This window comes from Lentzea sokolovensis (assembly GCF_033949975.1).
In the GTDB taxonomy this organism is placed as follows: Bacteria; Actinomycetota; Actinomycetes; order Mycobacteriales; family Pseudonocardiaceae; genus Lentzea; species Lentzea sokolovensis.
Window position 1 is genome coordinate 861,953 of the sequence record NZ_JAXAVU010000014.1, and the last position, 18,550, is coordinate 880,502.

General features: G+C 69.1%; 23 protein-coding genes. 11 read left to right on the forward strand and 12 right to left on the reverse strand.

Going from position 1 to position 18,550, the window contains the following annotated elements:
- The first annotated feature begins 151 nt into the window (after window positions 1-151).
- Window positions 152-562, forward strand: a complete 411-nt coding sequence (locus SK854_RS37865; RefSeq protein WP_319979965.1) for a hypothetical protein — start codon at window positions 152-154, stop codon at window positions 560-562.
- Between the two features lie 130 nt (window positions 563-692).
- On the opposite strand, the gene SK854_RS37870 is transcribed toward SK854_RS37865, so the two are convergent.
- The 4 genes from SK854_RS37870 to SK854_RS37885 form a co-directional block, all read right to left on the reverse strand.
- Window positions 693-1,592, reverse strand: a complete 900-nt coding sequence (locus SK854_RS37870; RefSeq protein WP_319979966.1) for a fibronectin type III domain-containing protein — start codon at window positions 1,590-1,592, stop codon at window positions 693-695.
- Window positions 1,593-1,819: 227 nt separating this feature from the next.
- Window positions 1,820-2,989, reverse strand: coding sequence for a hypothetical protein (locus SK854_RS37875; RefSeq protein ID WP_319979967.1), 1,170 nt, complete (start codon window positions 2,987-2,989; stop codon window positions 1,820-1,822).
- A 244-nt stretch (window positions 2,990-3,233) separates the two neighbouring features.
- On the reverse strand, window positions 3,234-4,178 hold the full coding sequence (locus SK854_RS37880; RefSeq protein ID WP_319979968.1) for an SDR family NAD(P)-dependent oxidoreductase: 945 nt from the start codon (window positions 4,176-4,178) through the stop codon (window positions 3,234-3,236).
- Window positions 4,175-5,119 carry an SDR family NAD(P)-dependent oxidoreductase gene (locus SK854_RS37885; RefSeq protein WP_319979969.1) on the reverse strand — a complete coding sequence of 315 codons (945 nt, stop codon included), beginning with the start codon at window positions 5,117-5,119 and terminating at the stop codon, window positions 4,175-4,177. Before SK854_RS37885 ends, SK854_RS37880 begins: the two co-directional genes overlap by 4 nt.
- A 113-nt stretch (window positions 5,120-5,232) precedes the next feature.
- Between SK854_RS37885 and SK854_RS37890 the strand changes: the two genes are divergently transcribed.
- Window positions 5,233-5,784: a TetR/AcrR family transcriptional regulator gene (locus SK854_RS37890; protein WP_319979970.1), complete on the forward strand. Its 552-nt coding sequence runs from the start codon at window positions 5,233-5,235 to the stop codon at window positions 5,782-5,784.
- On the opposite strand, the gene SK854_RS37895 is transcribed toward SK854_RS37890, so the two are convergent.
- Window positions 5,720-6,190 carry a GbsR/MarR family transcriptional regulator gene (locus tag SK854_RS37895; RefSeq protein WP_319979971.1) on the reverse strand — a complete coding sequence of 157 codons (471 nt, stop codon included), beginning with the start codon at window positions 6,188-6,190 and terminating at the stop codon, window positions 5,720-5,722. The genes SK854_RS37890 and SK854_RS37895 overlap by 65 nt on opposite strands.
- A 65-nt stretch (window positions 6,191-6,255) precedes the next feature.
- Between SK854_RS37895 and SK854_RS37900 the strand changes: the two genes are divergently transcribed.
- From SK854_RS37900 to SK854_RS37910, 3 genes are read left to right on the forward strand one after another with little or no spacing between them, the layout of a single operon-like run.
- Window positions 6,256-6,774 (forward strand): FAD-dependent oxidoreductase, encoded by a 519-nt coding sequence (locus SK854_RS37900; protein ID WP_319979972.1) that lies wholly within the window; start codon window positions 6,256-6,258, stop codon window positions 6,772-6,774.
- An 11-nt stretch (window positions 6,775-6,785) separates the two neighbouring features.
- Entirely contained in the window at window positions 6,786-8,300 is a 1,515-nt protein-coding gene (locus SK854_RS37905) for an alkaline phosphatase D family protein (RefSeq protein ID WP_319979973.1), read from the forward strand.
- Entirely contained in the window at window positions 8,297-9,418 is a 1,122-nt protein-coding gene (locus SK854_RS37910) for an NHL repeat-containing protein (protein WP_319979974.1), read from the forward strand. The genes SK854_RS37905 and SK854_RS37910 overlap by 4 nt, the downstream gene beginning before the upstream one ends.
- A 1-nt stretch (window position 9,419) precedes the next feature.
- Here SK854_RS37910 and SK854_RS37915 read toward each other — a convergent pair whose 3' ends face one another.
- Complete coding sequence (locus SK854_RS37915) at window positions 9,420-10,454, reverse strand: aldo/keto reductase (RefSeq protein ID WP_406601876.1); 1,035 nt, start codon at window positions 10,452-10,454, stop codon at window positions 9,420-9,422.
- Window positions 10,455-10,522: 68 nt separating this feature from the next.
- Here SK854_RS37915 and SK854_RS37920 point away from each other — a divergent pair, with 68 nt between their 5' ends.
- From SK854_RS37920 to SK854_RS37930, 3 genes are read left to right on the forward strand one after another with little or no spacing between them, the layout of a single operon-like run.
- Window positions 10,523-11,053 carry a hypothetical protein gene (locus SK854_RS37920; RefSeq protein ID WP_319979976.1) on the forward strand — a complete coding sequence of 177 codons (531 nt, stop codon included), beginning with the start codon at window positions 10,523-10,525 and terminating at the stop codon, window positions 11,051-11,053.
- Between the two features lie 21 nt (window positions 11,054-11,074).
- A complete protein-coding gene (locus tag SK854_RS37925; protein WP_319979977.1) occupies window positions 11,075-11,464 on the forward strand; it encodes a MerR family transcriptional regulator in 390 nt (129 codons plus the stop codon).
- Window positions 11,465-11,474: 10 nt separating this feature from the next.
- A complete protein-coding gene (locus SK854_RS37930) occupies window positions 11,475-12,137 on the forward strand; it encodes an MOSC domain-containing protein (RefSeq protein WP_319979978.1) in 663 nt (220 codons plus the stop codon).
- Window positions 12,138-12,235: 98 nt separating this feature from the next.
- On the opposite strand, the gene SK854_RS37935 is transcribed toward SK854_RS37930, so the two are convergent.
- From SK854_RS37935 to SK854_RS37945, 3 genes are read right to left on the reverse strand one after another with little or no spacing between them, the layout of a single operon-like run.
- On the reverse strand, window positions 12,236-12,658 hold the full coding sequence (locus SK854_RS37935) for a protein-tyrosine phosphatase family protein (protein WP_406601874.1): 423 nt from the start codon (window positions 12,656-12,658) through the stop codon (window positions 12,236-12,238).
- A gap of 16 nt (window positions 12,659-12,674) precedes the next feature.
- A complete protein-coding gene (locus SK854_RS37940) occupies window positions 12,675-13,064 on the reverse strand; it encodes a DUF1304 family protein (protein WP_319979980.1) in 390 nt (129 codons plus the stop codon).
- A complete protein-coding gene (locus SK854_RS37945; protein WP_319979981.1) occupies window positions 13,061-13,450 on the reverse strand; it encodes a cupin domain-containing protein in 390 nt (129 codons plus the stop codon). The genes SK854_RS37940 and SK854_RS37945 overlap by 4 nt, the downstream gene beginning before the upstream one ends.
- Window positions 13,451-13,538: 88 nt before the next feature.
- Between SK854_RS37945 and SK854_RS37950 the strand changes: the two genes are divergently transcribed.
- On the forward strand, window positions 13,539-14,525 hold the full coding sequence (locus tag SK854_RS37950; protein WP_319979982.1) for a helix-turn-helix transcriptional regulator: 987 nt from the start codon (window positions 13,539-13,541) through the stop codon (window positions 14,523-14,525).
- Window positions 14,526-14,585: 60 nt separating this feature from the next.
- Window positions 14,586-15,920: an FAD-dependent oxidoreductase gene (locus SK854_RS37955; RefSeq protein ID WP_319979983.1), complete on the forward strand. Its 1,335-nt coding sequence runs from the start codon at window positions 14,586-14,588 to the stop codon at window positions 15,918-15,920.
- On the opposite strand, the gene SK854_RS37960 is transcribed toward SK854_RS37955, so the two are convergent.
- A complete protein-coding gene (locus tag SK854_RS37960; RefSeq protein ID WP_319979984.1) occupies window positions 15,886-16,359 on the reverse strand; it encodes a hypothetical protein in 474 nt (157 codons plus the stop codon). The two genes, SK854_RS37955 and SK854_RS37960, sit on opposite strands and share 35 nt — an antisense overlap.
- Before the next feature lie 20 nt (window positions 16,360-16,379).
- On the reverse strand, window positions 16,380-16,784 hold the full coding sequence (locus SK854_RS37965) for a VOC family protein (RefSeq protein WP_319979985.1): 405 nt from the start codon (window positions 16,782-16,784) through the stop codon (window positions 16,380-16,382).
- Between the two features lie 109 nt (window positions 16,785-16,893).
- Here SK854_RS37965 and SK854_RS37970 point away from each other — a divergent pair, with 109 nt between their 5' ends.
- Window positions 16,894-17,859 (forward strand): helix-turn-helix transcriptional regulator, encoded by a 966-nt coding sequence (locus tag SK854_RS37970; RefSeq protein WP_319979986.1) that lies wholly within the window; start codon window positions 16,894-16,896, stop codon window positions 17,857-17,859.
- On the opposite strand, the gene SK854_RS37975 is transcribed toward SK854_RS37970, so the two are convergent.
- Complete coding sequence (locus tag SK854_RS37975) at window positions 17,813-18,478, reverse strand: Clp protease N-terminal domain-containing protein (RefSeq protein WP_319979987.1); 666 nt, start codon at window positions 18,476-18,478, stop codon at window positions 17,813-17,815. The two genes, SK854_RS37970 and SK854_RS37975, sit on opposite strands and share 47 nt — an antisense overlap.
- Between the last annotated feature and the right edge of the window lie 72 nt (window positions 18,479-18,550).

An 18,550-nucleotide genomic window follows, 5' to 3' on the forward strand; every position in this document is an offset into this window, starting at 1 on the left:
CGATTCGTCACACCAGCGGCGCTGCCAGCCCAAAACGTCCGCTTCTGCCGATGAGCGTGCGCCCGAAGGAGCGTAGGTACGACCTCGGTCGCGGTGGCGGATGATGACTCCGCCGCACGAGGATGCGGCTCGATCGAACTGGAGGTGTCCGATGTTCGAACTGAGCATCGAGGAGGTGATCGCGGAGAGCAATCTCGAACTCTTCACGCGTGTTGACGGATTCAAGATCGAGCTGTTTCAGCGCAGCAGCAGTACCGCGCTGCGGTTCACCGATGACCAAGGCCAGGAGATCGCCAGCTTCCCCTGGTGGGACGACGTCGACCAGGATCTCCGCAGGTGGACTGTGGAAAACATCCCTCTGGGCAATATCCTGCAGCCGTACACGGACCTCGACCAGGGCTGGGGCATCCTGATCTGGCGCCAAGCAGATCGGGTGTACATCGCGGAGTGCAACGGCGAAAAACTGTTCCACAGCCTGCACTGGGTCGTCGCAGATGAGTACACCAACGCATGGACTGATGCTCTGGCACAAGCACGCCGAACCCCCGAACCAACGGCTTGACCTGCTCTCATGCCGCTGCCCGAGCGCATCTCCACCACCGAGTCAACCGGTTCGTTGGGGCCGGTCCTGCCCGCTGTCGCGGCATCAGGGGTCGCCGCTGCGCGGGCCTTGCGATCGGCGGGTCAGGGTGTCAGGCCGGCGGGATGGTGAAGATCAGGCCTTGGCTCATGGTCGAGCGGATGCCCTGCACGTCCTTGGTGACGACCTTCGCCCGGTGCTGCCTGTCGGGGGTCAGCCCGGTCAGCGTGACCTGCTTCTCGGTGACCAAGCCGGTGTGCCCGCCGTCCAGGTACACCTCGTAGCCCAGGGTCGGGTTCCACCAGGGGGAGGCTTCCCAGGCCAGTGTCACGGACGTCGGGGTCGTCGAGACCACCCGCAACCCGCTCGGGCGCGGCGGCCGCTCGAAAATGGCGGACTGCGACCACACGGTGCCCAGCAGGTCGTTCTGCGCCGGGTCGTGCGAGCAGGACGCGGTGACCGTGCCGAGAGGAGTGCCGTCGGCGCGCTCGGGGCGCAGTGTCAGCGCCAGGTCGTCCACGTGCAGGTCGTAGTAACCCGGTGTGGTCAGGTACTGCGTCGGGAAGGAGCCCGCGGCCCGCACCGCGGTGCCCTGGGTGGTCGTCAGCCACGTGGGCGCGACGGTGAACGAGGCCTGGGTGGTCCGCGTCCCGTCCGGGCCGGTGATGTGCGCGTCGAGTGTCGCGGTGCTGTCGGTGTCCAGGCGCACCCCGCCGGCCATCGTCAGGACCGGGCGCAGCTCGCGCAGGTCCAGGTCCACGTCGAGGTAGGCGGGTTCGTGCCTGGCGACGGTGTTCAGGCCCGCGCCTTCGTCCGGCAGACCGCCGACGACCCACACGGTCATCCGGGCGCTCGGCCCGAGGGAGGTCGCGCAGGTGTAGTCCATCCGCACCGCGGTCGTCTGCGCCGACGCCGAGGTCGCGGCTCCCGTCAGCGCCCCGACGGCCACCAGGGCAGATAACAGCGACAAGGCGGTGATGCGGAGCGGGTTTCGTTTTCTGCGCAACTTCATGTCCTCTCCGTGTTCACTCGACCACGGAAAGTGTCCCGCACGTCGACGTCGGTACGTGTCGACCATTCAGCCGCAGCAAGGTGAAGGCGATGTCCGAGCAACGCCTGACTTCCCACGCCACAACGAATGCACTCTCATGCCGCTGATCGTGCGCGGAGCTTCGACGCGCTCATGCCGACGAGCGGATGGCCGAGCGGTCGTCGCATGCCTGGCCGAGCGTGGTCGCCTTACTTGGCACTCGGCACCTGCACGAGTGACTCCGGACGTAGCGGCCACTCTGCGGAGGTGAGGCTGAGTCGATCGCCATAGGGGTACCGGTCATTCTCGTCGGCCGGCAGCGGATCGCGGACGAGACAACGATGCAGCAGCAGTTCTCGGCGCTGGTCCAGCGGCTCCACCTCGTGCTCGTGCCAACCGGCTCGAGGCGCTGGAGGGTCGTCGGCGATGTCCACCTCGCCGTCCCAGTTGAGGTGCAACCCCTCCTCATCCGAGTAGAACCGGCTGAAACATGTTCGCCACTGCGAGTTCGAACCCCAGCCGTGCGACGAGTCATCGGTCGGGCGCGACTGGCGACGGAAGGTGAAGTACAGCGTCGAGGTCGTGGCCACCGTGGCGTCGATGAGGTACTGCGGAGCCCGCACCCGCACGCCGGCGCGGCTGAACAGCAGGTCACCGAACCACAAGCCAGGCCACAACACCTCCTCCACCGTCACACTCGTCGCCGAGGGATCCTGCACCACGGTGAAGATCTCGTGGTGGAACGGGGAGAACGCCTCGGCGTGGTCGAACGGGGTCAGCCCGATACCCGAGAAGAACTCCGTGTACACGGCGAGCCCGTCGGACGTCACCCCACTGGTGGCGCCATTGGCGACGGTACGTTCTCCGGTGGCGCCGAACTCGGTGGGCGGTTCTCCCTGCGTGCAGAACCCTTCGATCAGGTAGTCGCTGACACGGCTGAGCCCGTACAGCTTCATGATCCGCCACAACTGCTCGTCGTCGCCGGAGTAGCCGCCGGCAGGCAGTCGCTCCCGTTTCCGCAGCGGCTCCAACTCGGCCAGGTGCTCGGCCGCGGTCGCCCTCTGACTGCTCAGGTACGCCCGACGCCCGCCGACGCCGTCATCGTGATCGAGCAACCCTTCGTACAGCTCACGAAAATAGCCCCAGTCGAGTTCCACGGCGCGATCATGATCCAGCCGACCACCATCTGCAACGACGTTTCGCAACCAGCGGGAACGCACTCTCATGCCGCTGGCCGGTACTCGGCCGGGGTGAAAGAACATCAACCGGCATCGCACGTTGACTCGCATCTGACTGAGGCACATTTGCGCGCGTATGCCGACACCGTCCGGCAACCAAGTCGTTGCTGGCCAAGCCTTTCCCGCAACGACCTCGCTCACCGACTCCTCGCCGGTCGGCGACGGCTGGGCCCGCACCCACCTCGGCCGCCGGGACCCGGACGCTGACCACCGTCATCACGGTGGCGGTGTCCCTGCCTGCGGTACCTGGTGCGCGCCACCTCAGGGCTCACGCTGCCCTCTCGACCGCGCGACCTTGAGCTTGGTGGCCCAGGCCACCCCGCCTGGGTCACCAACATCGCGCCACCCGACACCTTCGGGCGGCCCACTTCTGCTCGCTGTGGGCTCAAGCCGCCTTCAGCGACCAGAGCGTCTCCTCCGAGACCTTCCACAGCTGGGCCGCCGCCTCCGGATCCTGCGCGTACGGTGCGACGCCACGCATGTGGCTGCCGCCCGCGACCGGCGCGGACTCGTTGCAGTCCTCGAAGTAGCGGCCCGAGATGCCGTCCAGCAGCGGCGTGGTGGCCACGACGAGCGTGGTCGCGGCGCCCTGTTCCGGGGTCTTCATGCGGCGGGTGGCCGCGGCGCCGCTTTGGCGGATGCGCTCCTGCAGTTCCTCCGGCGTGAGGTGGCGCTGGAGGTTCGTGGCGATGCTGCCGGGCATGAGGGCGTTCATCGTGATGCCCTCAGAGGCCCAGCGGGCGCCCGCCTCCACGCCGAACAGGATGTTCGCGGTCTTGGACTGGCCGTAGGCCTGCCAGCGCTCGTACTCGCGGTGGGCGTAGTGGATGTCGTCGAACACGACCTCGCTCATGAGGTGCGCGGACGAGCTGACGTTCACCACTCGGGCGCCTTCGGCTCGCAGCGAGTTGAACAGGCCCAGGGTGAGGGCGAAGTGGCCGAAGTGGTTCGTGGCGAACTGGAGTTCCCAGCCCTCCGGCGTGCGGGTGAACGGGGTGGCCATGACGCCCGCGTTGTTGATCAGCAGGTGCAGCGGACCGTCCCAGTTGCGGGCGAACGCCTTCACCGACTCCTGGGAGGAGAGGTCGAGACGGGCCACGGAGATCCGCTTGTTGCCGGTCGACCTGCAGAGCGACGTGGCCACGCGCTGGCCCGCGTCGATGTCGCGAGCCGCGATGGTGACCTCGGCGCCGGCCGTGGCGAGGGCGCGCACCGTCTCCACGCCGATGCCCGAGGCACCGCCGGTGACGATGGCGCGGCGGCCGGCGAGGTCGGCCACATCCGCGACTTCCTGGGCCGTCGTGTCGAATCCGAATCCTGTGGTGATCATGCCTGCACCTTCAACGTTTCCTCGGAGACCTTCCACAGCTGGGCGGCGGCCTCGGGGTCGACCGCGTAGGCGGCGACACCGTTGGTCATGCCCTCGGTGTGGGGAACGGCCTCGTTGCAGTCTTCGAAGTAGAGGCCCGAACGGCCCTCCACCAAGGGGGACACGGCGAGCACCAGCGTGGTGGCCGCGCCCTGCTCCGGCGTCTTGAGCCGCAACGGGTTGTCGCCGCCGCGCAGCTTGATGCGCGCCTGCAGTTCCTCCTGCGAGATGTGGCGCTGCAGCGCCGTCAGGATGCCGCCCGGCATCAGGGCGTTCATCGTGATGCCGTCAGCGGCCCAGCGCCTGCCGGCCTCGACGCCGAACAGCACGTTCGCGGTCTTGGACTGGCCGTACGCCTTCCAGCGGTCGTACTCGCGGCGCTCGAAGTGGACGTCCTCGAACACCACCGGGCTCGACAGGTGGCCAGCCGAACTGACGTTGACCACGCGGGCGCCCTCGGCGCGCAGCGCGTCGAACAGGCCCAGCGTCAGCGTGAAGTGGCCGAAGTGGTTCGTGGCGAACTGGAGCTCCCAGCCCTCCGCCGTGCGGGTGAGCGGCGAGGCCATGACACCCGCGTTGTTGATCAGCAGGTGCAGCGGGCCGTCCCACGCCGCGGCGAAGGCCTTGACCGACTCCTGCGAGGTCAGCTCCAGCGGAGCGACCAGAACGGCCTTGTTGCCGGTGGAGGCGGACACCTCGGCGGCGACCTTCCGGCCGGCCTCGACGTCGCGCGCCGCGATGGTGACCTCGGCGCCCGCGGCGGCCAGAGCCCGCACGGTCTCGACGCCGATGCCCGACGCCCCACCGGTGACCACGGCGCGGCGGCCGGAGAGGTCGACGCCCTCGACGACCTCGAGAGCGGTGCTCCCGAACCCGAACGGGGTGGTGATGCGCTCACTCATCCTGTTTCCCCAACCTGTGTCGTACACTGAAACGGAGGTTCCTCCGGTTCGGGTTCCACCGTAAACGGAGGGGGCTCCGTTTAGCAAGTGACGTACCCCATAGGAGTGATGAAGTGCGTGCAGACGCGGTCCGGAACCGGGGGCTGCTGATCGAGGTGGCGCTCGACGCGTTCACCCACGAGAAGGACGCGACGCTCGGCGCCATCGCCAAGAAGGCGGGCGTCGGGATCGGCACGCTGTACCGCCACTTCCCCACCCGCGAGGCGTTGATCGAGGCGGTCTACCGCACCGAGCTGGAGAAGCTCTGCGACGCCGCGCCCGAGCTGCTCAAGACCCACGAACCCGAAGCCGCGCTACGGGAGTGGATGGACCGCTTCATCGCCTACGCCGCGACGAAACGCGACCTCAAGGACGCGCTGCAGGCCGTGATCGCCCTGGGCCTCAACCCGTTCGAGCACAGCCGCGCGAAGATGACCGAGGCCGTGTCGAGCCTGCTCGCCCCCCTCGGCGCGCGAACCGAACCCATGGACCTGATGGCGCTGCTGATCGGCGTCGCGCAGAACGGCGACCCGGCTCAGGCGAAGCGGATGCTGGACCTGATCATGAACGGGGTTCTCCACGACGCTGCCGCTCGAACCGCTCCACCAGCACCGGCGCCTCGTTGATCAGGAACGTGTAGAAGTCCCGCATGTACGTGAGCCGGTCGTGCGCGAGACCGGGCCCGACCGCCTCGACGCCCTTCTCCACGGCGCGAAGCACCTCGTCGACCACGGAGTGCTGGCGCGAGTAGAGCGTCGTCCAGGCGTTGTCCAGCATCCGGAAGTGCTCGCGCCGGCTGCCCGCGACGTAGATCCGCTCGATCAGCCCCATCTGCGCGACCATCCTGACCGCGCCCGACACCGATCCCGCGCTCACGCCCAGGAACTCGGCGAGATCGCCCGCGGTCAGCGAGTCCTTCTCGGTGAACATGAACGCGGCGATCGTCCGCGCTCCCATCCGCTGCATCCCGGCGCCGACCAGCGTCAGCGCCAACTGCTCGGCGGCTTCCCTGCGCTCTGTCTCGCCCGTCACAGTCATCCTGTCTTCAGAAATTTCTGAACGTTCGCTAGCCTCAATCCTAGGGGAAGGGGCTGGTCATGGCCACAGCACTCGTCGTCGGGGCCGGGGTCTCCGGCCTCGCCACCGCACTCAGACTCGCCCGCAGCACGTGGGACGTGGTCGTGCTCGACCACGGCACCCACCACGAACCGGTCGTGCTCACCGGCCCGGACCGCCACGCCGCGAAAAGGCTCGCCGCGCTGCCCCATCCGCTGCACTACGAGACCCGCCACAGCAAGGTCACCGCGCTGCACCCCGACCGGTTCGGCGTCACGGTCGCGTTCAACGACCACGACGACGAATGGTTCGACATCGTCGTGTGCGCCCAGCCGTGCTGCGAGGCGGAGCGATTACCCGGCCTCTGCCTCGAAACCTGGTCCCGCGACCACGTGGCCCTGCTCTACCGCGCCGTCCGCGACACCGGCCTCCCGCTCAGCGCCGCCGAGCTGCTCGCCGACGCGTTCGACATCCACAACGACGACATCGCCGCTTTCGCTTGGTGGGAAACCACTCTGAAGCCACACGCCGTTAGGCGGACCTTTACCCGCGTTCGGTAAGCCTGCGGGTCATGACCACGTTACGGAGACGTACCTTCATCGTGGGCGGCCTCGCGGGAGCGAGCGCCGGAGTGCTGCTTCCCGCACTGGCCAACGCGATCGGCTACCCGTTCACCCTCGGAGTCGCGTCCGGCGAACCGGCGGCCGACGGGTTCGTGATCTGGACCCGCCTCGCCCCCAGCCCGCTGAACGCCGACGGTCTCGGCGGCATGCCGAACACCAACAGCGCCGTCGAATGGCAGGTCGCCACCGACGAACGCTTCACCGCCATCGTCCGCACCGGCACGTTCACCACCACCCAGGCAAGCGCTCACGCCGTGCACGTCACACTCACCGGCCTGGAGCCGGGACGTGAGTACTGGTACCGCTTCCGCACCAGCGGTCACATCTCCCCCACCGGCCGCGCCCTCACCGCACCGGCCGTCGGCACCTCGCCCGCGCTGACGATGCTCTTCGCCTCGTGCGCGCACTACGAGGAGGGCTACTTCACGGGCTACCGCCGGATGGCCGAGGAACACCCCGACCTGATCCTGCACCTCGGCGACTACATCTACGAAGGCGCCGCCACCACCACGAAGGTCCGCCAGTTCGCCCCCGCCACCGAGATCAGCACGCTCGCGAACTACCGGGTCCGCCACGCCCAGTACAAGGCCGACCCGGACCTGCAGACCGCGCACGCCGCCGCACCGTGGCTGGTCGTGTGGGACGACCACGAGGTCGAGAACAATTACGCGAACCTCGTCCGCAACGACAGCAACCCCGCCGGTGACTTCACGGCTCGCCGCGCCGCCGCGTACAAGGCGTACTACGAACACATGCCGCTGCGATCCGCCCAGGCGCCGAGCGCCGCGAACATGTTGCTGCACCGCAGGGTCCGCTGGGGCAGCCTCGCCACGTTCCACATGCTCGACACCCGCCAGTACCGCAACGACCAGGCGTGCGGCGACGGCACCAAGGTCTGCCCCGCCGCCGACGATCCCGCCCGCACCCTCACCGGCACCCCGCAGGAGACGTGGCTGATCGACGGCCTCAGGCAGAAGCTCGGCACCTGGGACTTCCTGGGCCAGCAGGTGTTCTTCGCGCAACGGCTCGCCGCGGCGGACGGTTCCAAGAGCATGGACGCGTGGGACGGCTACACGGCCAACCGCACGCGCATCCAGAACGCGTGGGACACCAACGGGAACAAGGGCACGGTCGTGCTCACCGGCGACGTGCACCGCAGCTGGGGCGCGAACATCATGCAGAACTACGGAACCCAGAACCGGATCATCGGCACCGAGCTCGTCACGACGTCGATCACGTCCGGCGGTGACGGCAACGCGGCCGACAACAGCCTCAACCCGACCCTGAACCCGCACGTGAAGTACTTCAAGAACCTGCGCGGCTACGTGAAGACGCAGACCACGCCGACCGAGATGCGGGTCGACTACCGGGCCGTCGACAAGGTCACCGTGCGCGACTACCCGGTCAAGACCGTCGGCAGCTACGTCGTCGAGGCCACCAACCCCGGATTGCAGGCACCGTGAAGACACTCCTGATCGCGAGCCTCCTGCTGGCACCCGCCCCGATGACGTGGTCCACGGTCAACAGCGACTCGACCGGAGACCAGGACAACGCGTCCGTCTCAGCCACCCGCAACGGCTACACGGCCGTCGTGTGGGAGGACGACCGGGACACCACCGAGCCCACCGACCCGATCCACTCCGACGTCTGGATCCGCCTCTTCAAAGAGGGAGCGGCGGTCTACGAGAAGAAGCTCTCCACCGGCGGCACCGGCAACTGGCGCCACTGGCAGCCGGACGTCTCGCTGCACGAGGACGGCAGCGCGGTCGTCGTCTGGTCGGAGGACCCGGACGGCAACGGCTACTACAACATCGCGGTCCGCTCGGTCAGCGCGTCCGGGACCGTGTCGGGCTCCGGCACGGCCAACGCCAGCGCCGACGGCCAGCAGTACTTCCCCAGCGTGGCGGCGGACCCGGACAGCGGTGGCTTCGCGGTCACGTGGGAGGACCAGCAGGGTACCGCCGCGCCCACGGTGCGGGTGAGCGTGTTCGCGTCCCTGGGCTCCAAGTCCTACGAGGCCCAGGTCAACAACGCCGGCGGCACCCACGCCAAGCCCCAGGTCGCGATGAGCGCCGCGGGCAACGCGATCATCGCCTGGGAGGCCGACGCGAACGTCGCCCGCAAGATCGTCACCGCGGCCGGTGGCGTGAAGCAGGCGCAGACCACGACGGGGCAGGGGAAACGCCCCGCCGTGGCGGCCAACTTCAACGGCGACTTCGCCATCGCCTGGGAGCAGTCCGGAGTCCGCGCCCAGTCGTTCACGGCGGCCGGAACCTCACGTGGTGCCGTCGCGCAGACCACCGGCACCGACCCGCAGATCGGCATCGACGACCAGCTCGGCGTCGCGGTGACCACGACGGAGGCGCAGGACGTCCACACCAGCCTCTACAACCCCGACGGCACCACCACGGGCCGTCCCGAACGGCAGCTCACGGTCTCGAACGCCACCGGCAGGCAGGACGAACCCGCCGTGGGCGTCGACCCGTGGGGCCGCGTCACCGTCGTCTACACCGACGACAACGACGGCAACGGGTTCGACCAGATCTACCTGGGCACCGGCCTGACCACCCAGCGGTGGTGAGTCAGCGCTGATCCGACGGCCTGCGGCGCTGGTGGACGTCCAGCAGCGCCGCGGGCTGCCAGAAGCCGTGCACGTCGTAGGTGTCGACACCGGGCGGCACGATCTCGTCGATCCGGTCCAGAACGTCGTCGGTCAGCACCAGCGAGGCGCCCTCCAGCAACGACTCCAGCTGCTCCATCGTGCGCGGCCCGGTGATCGCCGAGGTCACGCCGGGATGCGTCGTCACGAACGCGACCGCCAGCGCGGGCAGCGAGACCCCCATCTCGTCGGCGAGCTTCGCGAACTGCTCCACGGCCTCGAACTTCGCCGCGTTGCCCGGCAGCGACTCGTCGAACCGCTCGGGGCTCAGGGTCGCCCGGAACGCCTCGGCCGACGCGCCCCTGCGGTGCTTGCCCGACAGGAAACCGCTGGCCAGTGGGCTCCACACCAGCACACCCATGCCGAGCCGGCGCGCCGTCGGCAGCACCGACCGCTCGACGCCGCGCGCCAGCAGCGAGTACGGCGGCTGCTCGGTCCTGAACCGCAGGTAGCCCCGGTTCATCGCCACGTGGTGCGCCTCGACGATCTCCTCCGCCGGATAGGTCGAGCACCCGAACGCCCGGATCTTCCCGTCCCTCACCAGGTCCGTCAGCACCGACAGCGTCTCGTCGATGTCGGTCTTGTAGTCCGGCCGGTGCACCTGGTAGAGGTCGATCCAGTCGGTCTGCAACCGCCGCAGGCTGTCCTCGACGGCCTTCAGGACGTACCTGCGCGAGTTGCCGCTGTTGTTGCGGCCCTCCCCCAGCGGGAAGTGCACCTTCGTGGCCAGCACCACGTCGTCGCGCCGGTCCTTCAAGGCCTTTCCGACGATCTCCTCGGACTCGCCCGCCGAGTACATGTCGGCGGTGTCGACGAAGTTGATGCCCGCGTCGAGGGCGCGGTGGATGATCCGCACGCCCTCTTCGTGGTCGTTGTTGGCCACGGATCCGAACATCATGGCGCCGAGGCAGTGGTGGCTGACCTCGATGCCGGTTCCCCCGAGAACGCGATAGCGCATGTTCATGGCGAGAACCTACGAACTAGAGCCGTCTCTAGGTCAAGAAGCACGTTGTTACTCTCGGGATCATGACCTCCGAGAGCGATCGACAGGCGTTCAAGCCCCTGCCCGGTCGCACGACCCCCAGTTCGACCGCCTGCGAAGCCGTGCTGCGAGACCTGTTGCCGCTGGTAGGGGCCGAAATTCCGGCCGCGGACCAGCCCGACGTCAAGCCCTCGTGGCGCCATCGGGCCCGGCGTGCCGTCGGCAAGGCGGTGGCGGCCTCCGAGGCGGCTCCCGAGGAGTGGTTCGAACCGCTGATGCGGGCCGCCGTCCTCGAACCGGACTCCGGTTTCAGCCGGGAGCTCGTCAAGCCCGCCATCACGGCGTTCGGCCGGCGCCGCGTCCAGCTCGCACTTCTCGACTACCTCGACACGGGCACCGCGGCCGACGTCGCGGGCGCCACCCGCGCCTGGCACGGGACCGAAGTCCAGATCGCGTACGAGCCGGGTTCCAGGACGCCCACGCCGGAGAGCCTCGCCGAATGGGAGGAGGGAAGCGATCTGCGCGAGCGCTACCAGCAGCTGCGCGACCAGGTCGAGGTGCGCTCGGCCGGGTAGCCCGGCACCTATGCTCGGACCATGGGGCTGAGCATCGGACAGGTGGCCGAACGCACCGGACTGAGCGTGCACGCGCTGCGGTTCTACGAGAAGGAAGGCATCCTCGCGCACCAGGTCCACAGAGGACCGGGCGGCCGCCGGGTGTACACGCAGCAGGACATCGACTGGCTGAAGATGTGCATCATGCTGCGCATGTCGGGGATGCCGGTGCCGGAGATCCGCCGCTACACCGACCTGGTCCGCCAGGGCGACGGCAACGAGCTGCAGCGCCTGGACATCCTGAAGGAGCACCAGGAACGCGTGGCCCAGCAGATGGTGCAGCTGCAGGAGTGCATGGACCTGATCACGCGCAAGGTGGGCATCTACCAGGACTACGTCAATTCGATCGCCGCCAGGGCGGTCGGCCAATAGTCTCGGCCCCATGCCTGTCGTGCTCTCGCTGAACGTCGCCCAGAAGACGGCCCCGGCCGACTACGCCCGCGTCGGTGCCACCGGCATCGACAAGCGCCCGGTGGACGGACCGCTGCGGATCAGCCCGCCCGGCGCCAAGGGCTCGGCGGGCAGCGGCGTCGCGGGTGACTCGATCGCCGACTGGGCCGCGCACGGCGGCGAGTACCAGGCCGTGTACGGCTACGCCCGCGAGGACCTCGACTGGTGGCAGTCGGAGCTGGGCGCCGAGTTCCACGCCGGCCAGTTCGGCGAGAACCTGACCACCCAGGGCATCGACCACACGACCGCGCTGGTCGGCGAACACTGGCGGATCGGCACGGCTCTGCTGGAGGTCACCGGCCCGCGCATCCCGTGCCGCACGTTCGCCGAGTTCCTCGGCCTGCGCGGCTGGGTCAAGCGGTTCACGCAGGTCGCCCGGCCCGGCGCCTACTTCCGCGTGCTGGAGGAAGGCCTGGTCGGGCCGGGCGACGAGATCACCGTCGTGCACCGGCCCGACCACGACGTGACGGTCGAGCTGTTCTTCCGCGCCGTGACCACGGAGGCCGCGTTGCTGCCCCGGTTGCTCGCGGCCGGCGACTCGGTGCCGCCGGAGGTCGTCGAACTGGTGCACAAGCGTTCGGTGGTCGAGTCCTAGTGGCGTGGCCTGAAACGTTGCCGTGCGAATTCGCGGTCAGACGGCCGCGAGGTGTCCTGCTGAGCGTGAATTCACCGCCGGCGTTTCGGGTCACGCCACTAGTTCGGCGGGAAGTTCCTGACCCAGCGCTTCTGCCACGGCGTTTCGACGGCACGCTTGTGGTAGTTCGCGCGCGTCCACGCCACGGCCTCGGCCGCCGGGACGCCCGCCAGCACGGCCAGGCACGAGATCACCGTGCCGGTCCGGCCGATGCCGCCGCTGCACGCCACCTCGACCAGTTCGCCGGACAACGCCCGCGCGTGCAGCGAGCGGATCACCCTGATGGCGGCGTCGTGGTCACGTGGAAGGCGGAAGTCCGGCCAGTCGATCCAGTCGTGCGGCCACGGCACGTCGACCGGCTTCGGTTGCAGGTACACGCCGTACTGCGGGTGCGGCTCCACGATCTTTCCGTCGCGCAGGCCACGCCCTCTGATCACGGCGCCGTCGGGTAGCTCAATCGTCTTCACGAAACGTTCCCCCATGAGTACCAAGCGGGTGCTAGGCGAACGACAGTACTACCAGTGGCGGAATCCCTTCTGCCGCAACGCCTCCCCACGCCTGGTTGCGCGGACGGCTCATCGCGAGCTGGTCGGCCACGGCCAGCACCACGCTGCCGCCGACCATGAACCACGACACGTAGAAGATCAGCGTGCGGCCGACCAGTTCCTGCCCGCTGTGCACCGCGATCAGCCCCGCGATCACCCCGCACGCCAGGAACAGGTTGTAGAACCCGACCCCGAACGCCCACAGCCGGATCGCCGGCACGTCCTGCGCGGGCTGCCCGAACATCGACCGGTGCACGCGCCCGATCAGGAACGCCTCGCAGACCCACACCACCAGGTGGATCAGGGCCGCGACCGCCGCGGCGACCTGGGCGACGACGCTCACCGCGTCACCCCGTGCCGGGCCAACGCCTCCATGCCGTTCGAGGACAGGTCGAGGAAGAACGCGCCCATCACGTCCCCGACGGCGAACGCCAGGAACTGCACTGACGGCGTGTGCACCGTGAACGTGTGGGACGCGTTGGGCGGAATGGTGATGGCATCGCCCGGTGAGAGGTCGTGGAGCTCGCCGTCGAGGAACACAGCCATGCGTCCGTGCAGCACGTAGTACGCCTTCGGCCACGGTGTGCGGTGCGGCGGTGCGGCTTCCCCACGCGGTGCGTCCACCTCGAACAACTCGTAGGTGCCGCCGGTGTGCTTCGCCGATATCCGGACGGTGATGGTCGCGTCGGGCACGGTGAGTACCTCGCCCTCGCCTGCGGTGGTCAGCATGCACCGCACCCTCCGCGACGGGATCGCGCCGTTGTATCCCGGAAAACTGGGATCCCGGACGGTCTGGAGCGGGCGCATACTGCGAACCATGTGGGAGGGTCGGGCGCTGGGCGTGCGACGCGACGTCACGGCACTGGCGGGCGCGGGGCTCGACGTCGCGCAACTGCACTCGGCGGCCATCGCCCTGGTGGACCGGGTGGTTCCGTGCGAGCTCGCCTGCTGGGCGTCGATGGACCCGGACTCCGGCGTGTTCAGCACCATGACCAGCGGCGTCAACCGCATCCCGCAGCAGTACGAGCCGGTGCTCGCGACCTGCGAGTACACGCCCGGTGAACCGCACACTTTCGCGTCGCTGGCGCAGCGCGGTGACACGGTGGCGAGGCTGGAGGACAAGCGGTCCACGCGGCTCAACGAGGTCTGGCGGCCGCTGGGTCTCAGTCACGAGCTGCGGTCGTTGTTCCGGGCCGACGACACCTGCTGGGGCGGGGCGGGAATGGTGCGCACCGCCGAGTTCAGCGAGCGCGAGCTGGAGTTCATGGCCTCGGTGGCACCCGCTCTCGGCGCCGCCACCCGCGTCGCGGCACGCACGTCGGCCCGCAGGACCGGTGCGCCCGCCATCGTCGTGGTCAGCGGGGACGGCACGATCCAGGCCTCGACCGCGTCCACCGCGCAGTGGCGGGACGAGCTGGAGGACGTCGCGCCGGGCCGGTTCGCGGTGATGTTGCGGGCCGCGGCGGCGGGAGCGCGGTCCGGGGCGTTCAGGGCGAGGGTCCGCGACGCCCGCGGCGGCTGGATCCTGCTCGAAGCCAGCGAGCTCGTGAGCGACGACGAGTTCGCGGCGGCGGTGACGATCAGCCGGGCGTCCGGCGCGGACCTGCTGGGGTTGCTGATCAAGGCGCACGGCGTGACCAGCCGTGAAGAGGACGTCTGCCACGAGGTGCTCGCCGGGCAGCCGACGTCGGCGATCGCGGCACGGCTGGCCATCTCGCCCTACACCGTGCAGGACCACCTCAAGTCGCTGTTCGCCAAGTTCGGTGTGCGCAGCCGCGCGGAACTGGTGGCGATGCTGTCCTGAGACCGAACACAGGACTCTCGGAGGATTCGCCCGGCAGGTCCTTCTGCCAGCATGGCCGCCATGTACTCCGACCGCGCCCTCGTCATCGGCGCCGGCTTCGCGGGACTGCTGGCGGCGAGGGTGTTGTCCGAGTCGTACGGCGAGGTCGTGCTGGTCGAACGGGACAAGATCACCCCCGACGCGGGGTACCGCGCGGGCACCCCGCAGGCCAGCCACCCGCACGCGCTGCTGGCACGCGGGGCGGACGCGCTGGAAACGCTCTTCCCGAGGCTCGGCGCGGAGCTGGAGGACGCGGGCGCGGTCCGCGCGGACCTCGGCAGCGACTTCCTGATCCGCACCCCGTCCGGCTGGGCACCGCGCGACTACCTGGGCCTCAGCGTGCTCTCGATGACGCGGGTGCTGATCGAACGGACCATCCGCCGCCGGGTGCTGGGCCTCCCGAACGTGTCCCTTGTGGACGGTGTGGCGATCGACGGTCTGCTGCACGACCGGGGCACGGTCACCGGGGTGCACGGCCGGCGCGGCGACAGGCCGTTCACCGACTACGCCGATCTCGTGGTCGAAGCCTCGGGGCGTGACGGCAAGCTCGTGTCGTGGCTCGCGGAACTCGGCGTGCACTGCCCGGCACCGATGATCGTCAACGGCCACGTCAGCTTCACCTCGCGTCTCTACGAGGTGAACCGCGACCTGAAGCTCGACTGGAAGACCGCCTTCGAGGTCACCCACGCCCCTGGCGCGAGACGCGGCGGTTCGGTGTCCACAGTGGACGGCGATCAGTGGTTCGTGACGTTGTTCGGCGCGGACGGCGACTCCGCGCCGACCGACGACGACGGTTTCCTCGACTACGCCACGACCCTGCACTGCCAGGACATCGCCGAGATCATCAAAACGGCCACCCCGGCCTCGAAGATCTACCAGGCGGGCAACCTGCGCAGCCGGTGGAACCGCTTTCACCAGGTCCCGGACTGGCCGCGCGGCCTGCTCGCGCTCGGCGACTCCGTGGTCTCGCTCAACCCCATGCACGGCCACGGCCTGACGCTCGCCGCCCTGTACTGCCTGGATCTGCGCACGCTGCTGCAGGAACACGACCTCGCCCACGAACCGCTCGTCTTCCAGCGCGCGGTCGCCAGGACCGCCAAGCTCCCGTGGAGGTCCGCGACGACCGCCGATCTCCGCTGGAGCGCCCGGAAACTCCCGCTGAGCACCCGGCTCCTGCGCTGGTACACCGACCGCGCGTTCGCGGCCGCCCCGGGAAACCGGCAGGTCTACCGCGCGTTCATCCGCGTCTCGCACCTGGTCGGCCACCCGGCCACGCTGTTCCGGCCGGCCGTGCTCTTCCGGGTGCTGCTGGGAAAGGCGTTCAGCGCACGGAGCCCTCGGGCCACAGAACCGTGACCGGCACACCACGCGACCGCGCGTAGGCCACCACGTCGGCAGTTCCGCCGGGTCCACGTCCTGGGAGCCCGTCCCACACGGCGAGCAGCGAGTCGGACTCGTCGACCATCCGCTTGCCCGCCTCCATGTAGGCGTGAGGATCCGGCGTGACGTACTCCAGCTGCACGACCTTGGCCGCCCGCGCGAGCAACGCGTCGTAGACGGGCCGGTAGTCCTCGGGCAACGTCTCGCGGTACTTCGAGGCCGGCAGCACGGCGACGAGCGCGCCGCCCACGTCCAGCACGGCCCGCGCGAACACCGCGTCCGCACCGTCCGCGAGGCACGACACCCCGGCCACGTCGCCGTGCTCCGCCACCGAGGCGCGGATCATCTCGTCGATCCGCGCCTCCAGCTCGGCGGAGAGTCCGCGATGTCCTGTGATGGCGAGGCGCGTCGTCATTTCGGCAGGATATGCGGCGCTCAGTCGCGGCGGTTCTGCTCCGCGATGGCCAGGTAGTGCGTGTTCGTCATGATCCCGAGGATGTTGCCGAACGGGTCGACCACCGACGCCGTCACGAAGCCCGGACCGCGCACCTGGGGTTCGTCGTGGATCTTGGCGCCCAGCTCCTGCAGCCTCGCGAACGTCGCGTCCAGGTCGTCGACCGCCCAGTAGAGGATCTGCCCCGCAGGGCCGTCGGACGGCGTCACCTCGAACCGGCGGTTCACGAGTCCGAGTTCGGCCTGGTAGTCGCCGATGCGGAACTCGACGTACGCGAGCACGCCGTCCGGGGTGCTCCGCTCGAAGTAGGCGTCGACCCCGAGGAACCGCGCGTACCAGTCACGGGCCTCGGTCAGGTCGTCGGCGTAGTAGGACACGGTCGACATTCCTCGCAACACAACTGCCTCCAGTGGAACTTCGCTTCGGTCTGTGCACTGACAAGCCTCCGCCGTAAAGTGCTCATCGAGTGAGCACTTTCAGCGGGAATCTGGAGACATGCGCGCAGACCGTCTAGTCGCCACGTTGTTGCTGATGCAGGCTCGCGGCCGGGTGACCGCCGCCGAACTGGCCGCGGAGCTCGAAGTCTCGAACGCCACCGCCCGGCGCGACCTCGAAGCCCTGTCCGCGGCGGGGGTACCCGTGTACCCCCAACCGGGCAGAGGCGGGGGCTGGTCGCTGATCGGCGGCGCCCGCACCGACCTGAGCGGCCTGACCTCGGCGGAGGCCCAGGCGTTGTTCCTGGTCGCCGGACCGGCCGCGTCCGTCGCCCCGCAGATCAAGTCGGCGTTGCGGAAGCTGGTCCGCGCGCTGCCGCAGACCTTCCGGGCCGAGGCGGAGGCCGCTGCCGAGTCGACGATCGTCGACACCGCCGGATGGGGCGAGGACGTCAAGGACAGGCCGGGCCTGGTCACCGCGCTGCAGCAGGCCGTCGTCAAACAGGTGCGGGTGCGGCTGAGCTACCGGAAACGCGGTGAGGCACCGAAAGAGCGCCTGGTCGACCCGTGGGGACTCGTCGACAAGGACGGCACCTGGTACTTCATCGCCGGCACCGACGAGGGCCGGCGCACGTTCCGGCTCGACCGCATCACCGGCCTGATCCCCACCGACGTCCCGTCCTCCCGGCCCGCCGACTTCGAGCTGGCGGGCGCCTGGAGCGAGGTCGTCACGGCCATGGAGGAGCGGCGTTCGGAGACGTCGGCGTCCGTGCTCGTGCCCACGCGGTTCCTGAAGGTCTTCCAGCACCAGCACGGACGCCACTGCACGGTCGTCGAGGACCGGGGCGAGTTCACGATGGTCGAACTGACGGCGCCACGTCCGCTCGACATCGCCCGCAACGTCGCCGGGTGGGGCGGCCTGATCACCGTCGAGTCCCCCGAGGTCGAGGAGCACCTGGCCCGCATCGGCGCGGAGCTGGTCAGCCGATACCGGCGTGCTGCTCCAGCCGGGCCAGCCGGGTCATGATCATCTCTAGGATCTTCGCCGCGTCCGGGGTGGCCTGCTGCTGCTTCTTGAGGTGGACGATGCCCGCGAGCGCCGTCTGGACAGCGCGGCGCGCGCCCTTGATCTCGATGCCCAGCTCGCGCAACTCCTCGCCGCCCGCGCCGTTCGGTTCGGCGACGATGCCGAGCAGCAGGTGCTCGCATCCCACGTAGTTGTGACCCAGAGCGATGGACTCGACGACCGCGAGCTCCAGCGCGGCCGCCCCGTCGTCGGCGAACCCGGGTTTCCTGCCCGTGGCCGCGGGGGTGGCGGAGGGCAGGCCTTTCGGTTCGACGTCGAGCGCTCGGAGGACGTCCATCGCCAGGTTCTCGCCCTCCCCGATGATGCCGGCCAGCAGGTGCGAGGTGCCGAGTTCGGTGCCCTGGGAGACCTCTGCGGCGATCTGGACGGCCTTCCACGCGCGGTCGGTGAACTGCGGGGGTTTGTCCCGTTGAAGGCCCTTGATGTCGAGCGCCCGGATCGCGGCGATCCGCTTGACCGAGCCTTCGAGCGCCCGCTGACAGATCGCCGAGACGGGAATGTTCATGTCCTTCACGGAGTCGGCGAGCTCGTCGGGCAGGTACACGTTGATTTTTGGCATAACCCCATATGTACCCCCAGATGGGGTTACAGTCAACCACGAACGCGGCAACCGTCACACTTGTGAGTGATC

Coding starts and splice junctions, on each gene's coding strand:
- SK854_RS37865 (WP_319979965.1), top strand. CDS start 152: ATGTTCGAACTGAGCATCGAGGAGGTGATCGCGGAGAGCAATCTCGAA.
- SK854_RS37870 (WP_319979966.1), bottom strand. CDS start 1,592: ATGAAGTTGCGCAGAAAACGAAACCCGCTCCGCATCACCGCCTTGTCG.
- SK854_RS37880 (WP_319979968.1), bottom strand. CDS start 4,178: ATGATCACCACAGGATTCGGATTCGACACGACGGCCCAGGAAGTCGCG.
- SK854_RS37885 (WP_319979969.1), bottom strand. CDS start 5,119: ATGAGTGAGCGCATCACCACCCCGTTCGGGTTCGGGAGCACCGCTCTC.
- SK854_RS37900 (WP_319979972.1), top strand. CDS start 6,256: ATGGCCACAGCACTCGTCGTCGGGGCCGGGGTCTCCGGCCTCGCCACC.
- SK854_RS37905 (WP_319979973.1), top strand. CDS start 6,786: ATGACCACGTTACGGAGACGTACCTTCATCGTGGGCGGCCTCGCGGGA.
- SK854_RS37915 (WP_406601876.1), bottom strand. CDS start 10,454: ATGCGCTATCGCGTTCTCGGGGGAACCGGCATCGAGGTCAGCCACCAC.
- SK854_RS37920 (WP_319979976.1), top strand. CDS start 10,523: ATGACCTCCGAGAGCGATCGACAGGCGTTCAAGCCCCTGCCCGGTCGC.
- SK854_RS37925 (WP_319979977.1), top strand. CDS start 11,075: ATGGGGCTGAGCATCGGACAGGTGGCCGAACGCACCGGACTGAGCGTG.
- SK854_RS37930 (WP_319979978.1), top strand. CDS start 11,475: ATGCCTGTCGTGCTCTCGCTGAACGTCGCCCAGAAGACGGCCCCGGCC.
- SK854_RS37935 (WP_406601874.1), bottom strand. CDS start 12,658: ATGGGGGAACGTTTCGTGAAGACGATTGAGCTACCCGACGGCGCCGTG.
- SK854_RS37945 (WP_319979981.1), bottom strand. CDS start 13,450: ATGCTGACCACCGCAGGCGAGGGCGAGGTACTCACCGTGCCCGACGCG.
- SK854_RS37950 (WP_319979982.1), top strand. CDS start 13,539: ATGTGGGAGGGTCGGGCGCTGGGCGTGCGACGCGACGTCACGGCACTG.
- SK854_RS37955 (WP_319979983.1), top strand. CDS start 14,586: ATGTACTCCGACCGCGCCCTCGTCATCGGCGCCGGCTTCGCGGGACTG.
- SK854_RS37960 (WP_319979984.1), bottom strand. CDS start 16,359: ATGACGACGCGCCTCGCCATCACAGGACATCGCGGACTCTCCGCCGAG.
- SK854_RS37965 (WP_319979985.1), bottom strand. CDS start 16,784: ATGTCGACCGTGTCCTACTACGCCGACGACCTGACCGAGGCCCGTGAC.
- SK854_RS37970 (WP_319979986.1), top strand. CDS start 16,894: ATGCGCGCAGACCGTCTAGTCGCCACGTTGTTGCTGATGCAGGCTCGC.
- SK854_RS37975 (WP_319979987.1), bottom strand. CDS start 18,478: ATGCCAAAAATCAACGTGTACCTGCCCGACGAGCTCGCCGACTCCGTG.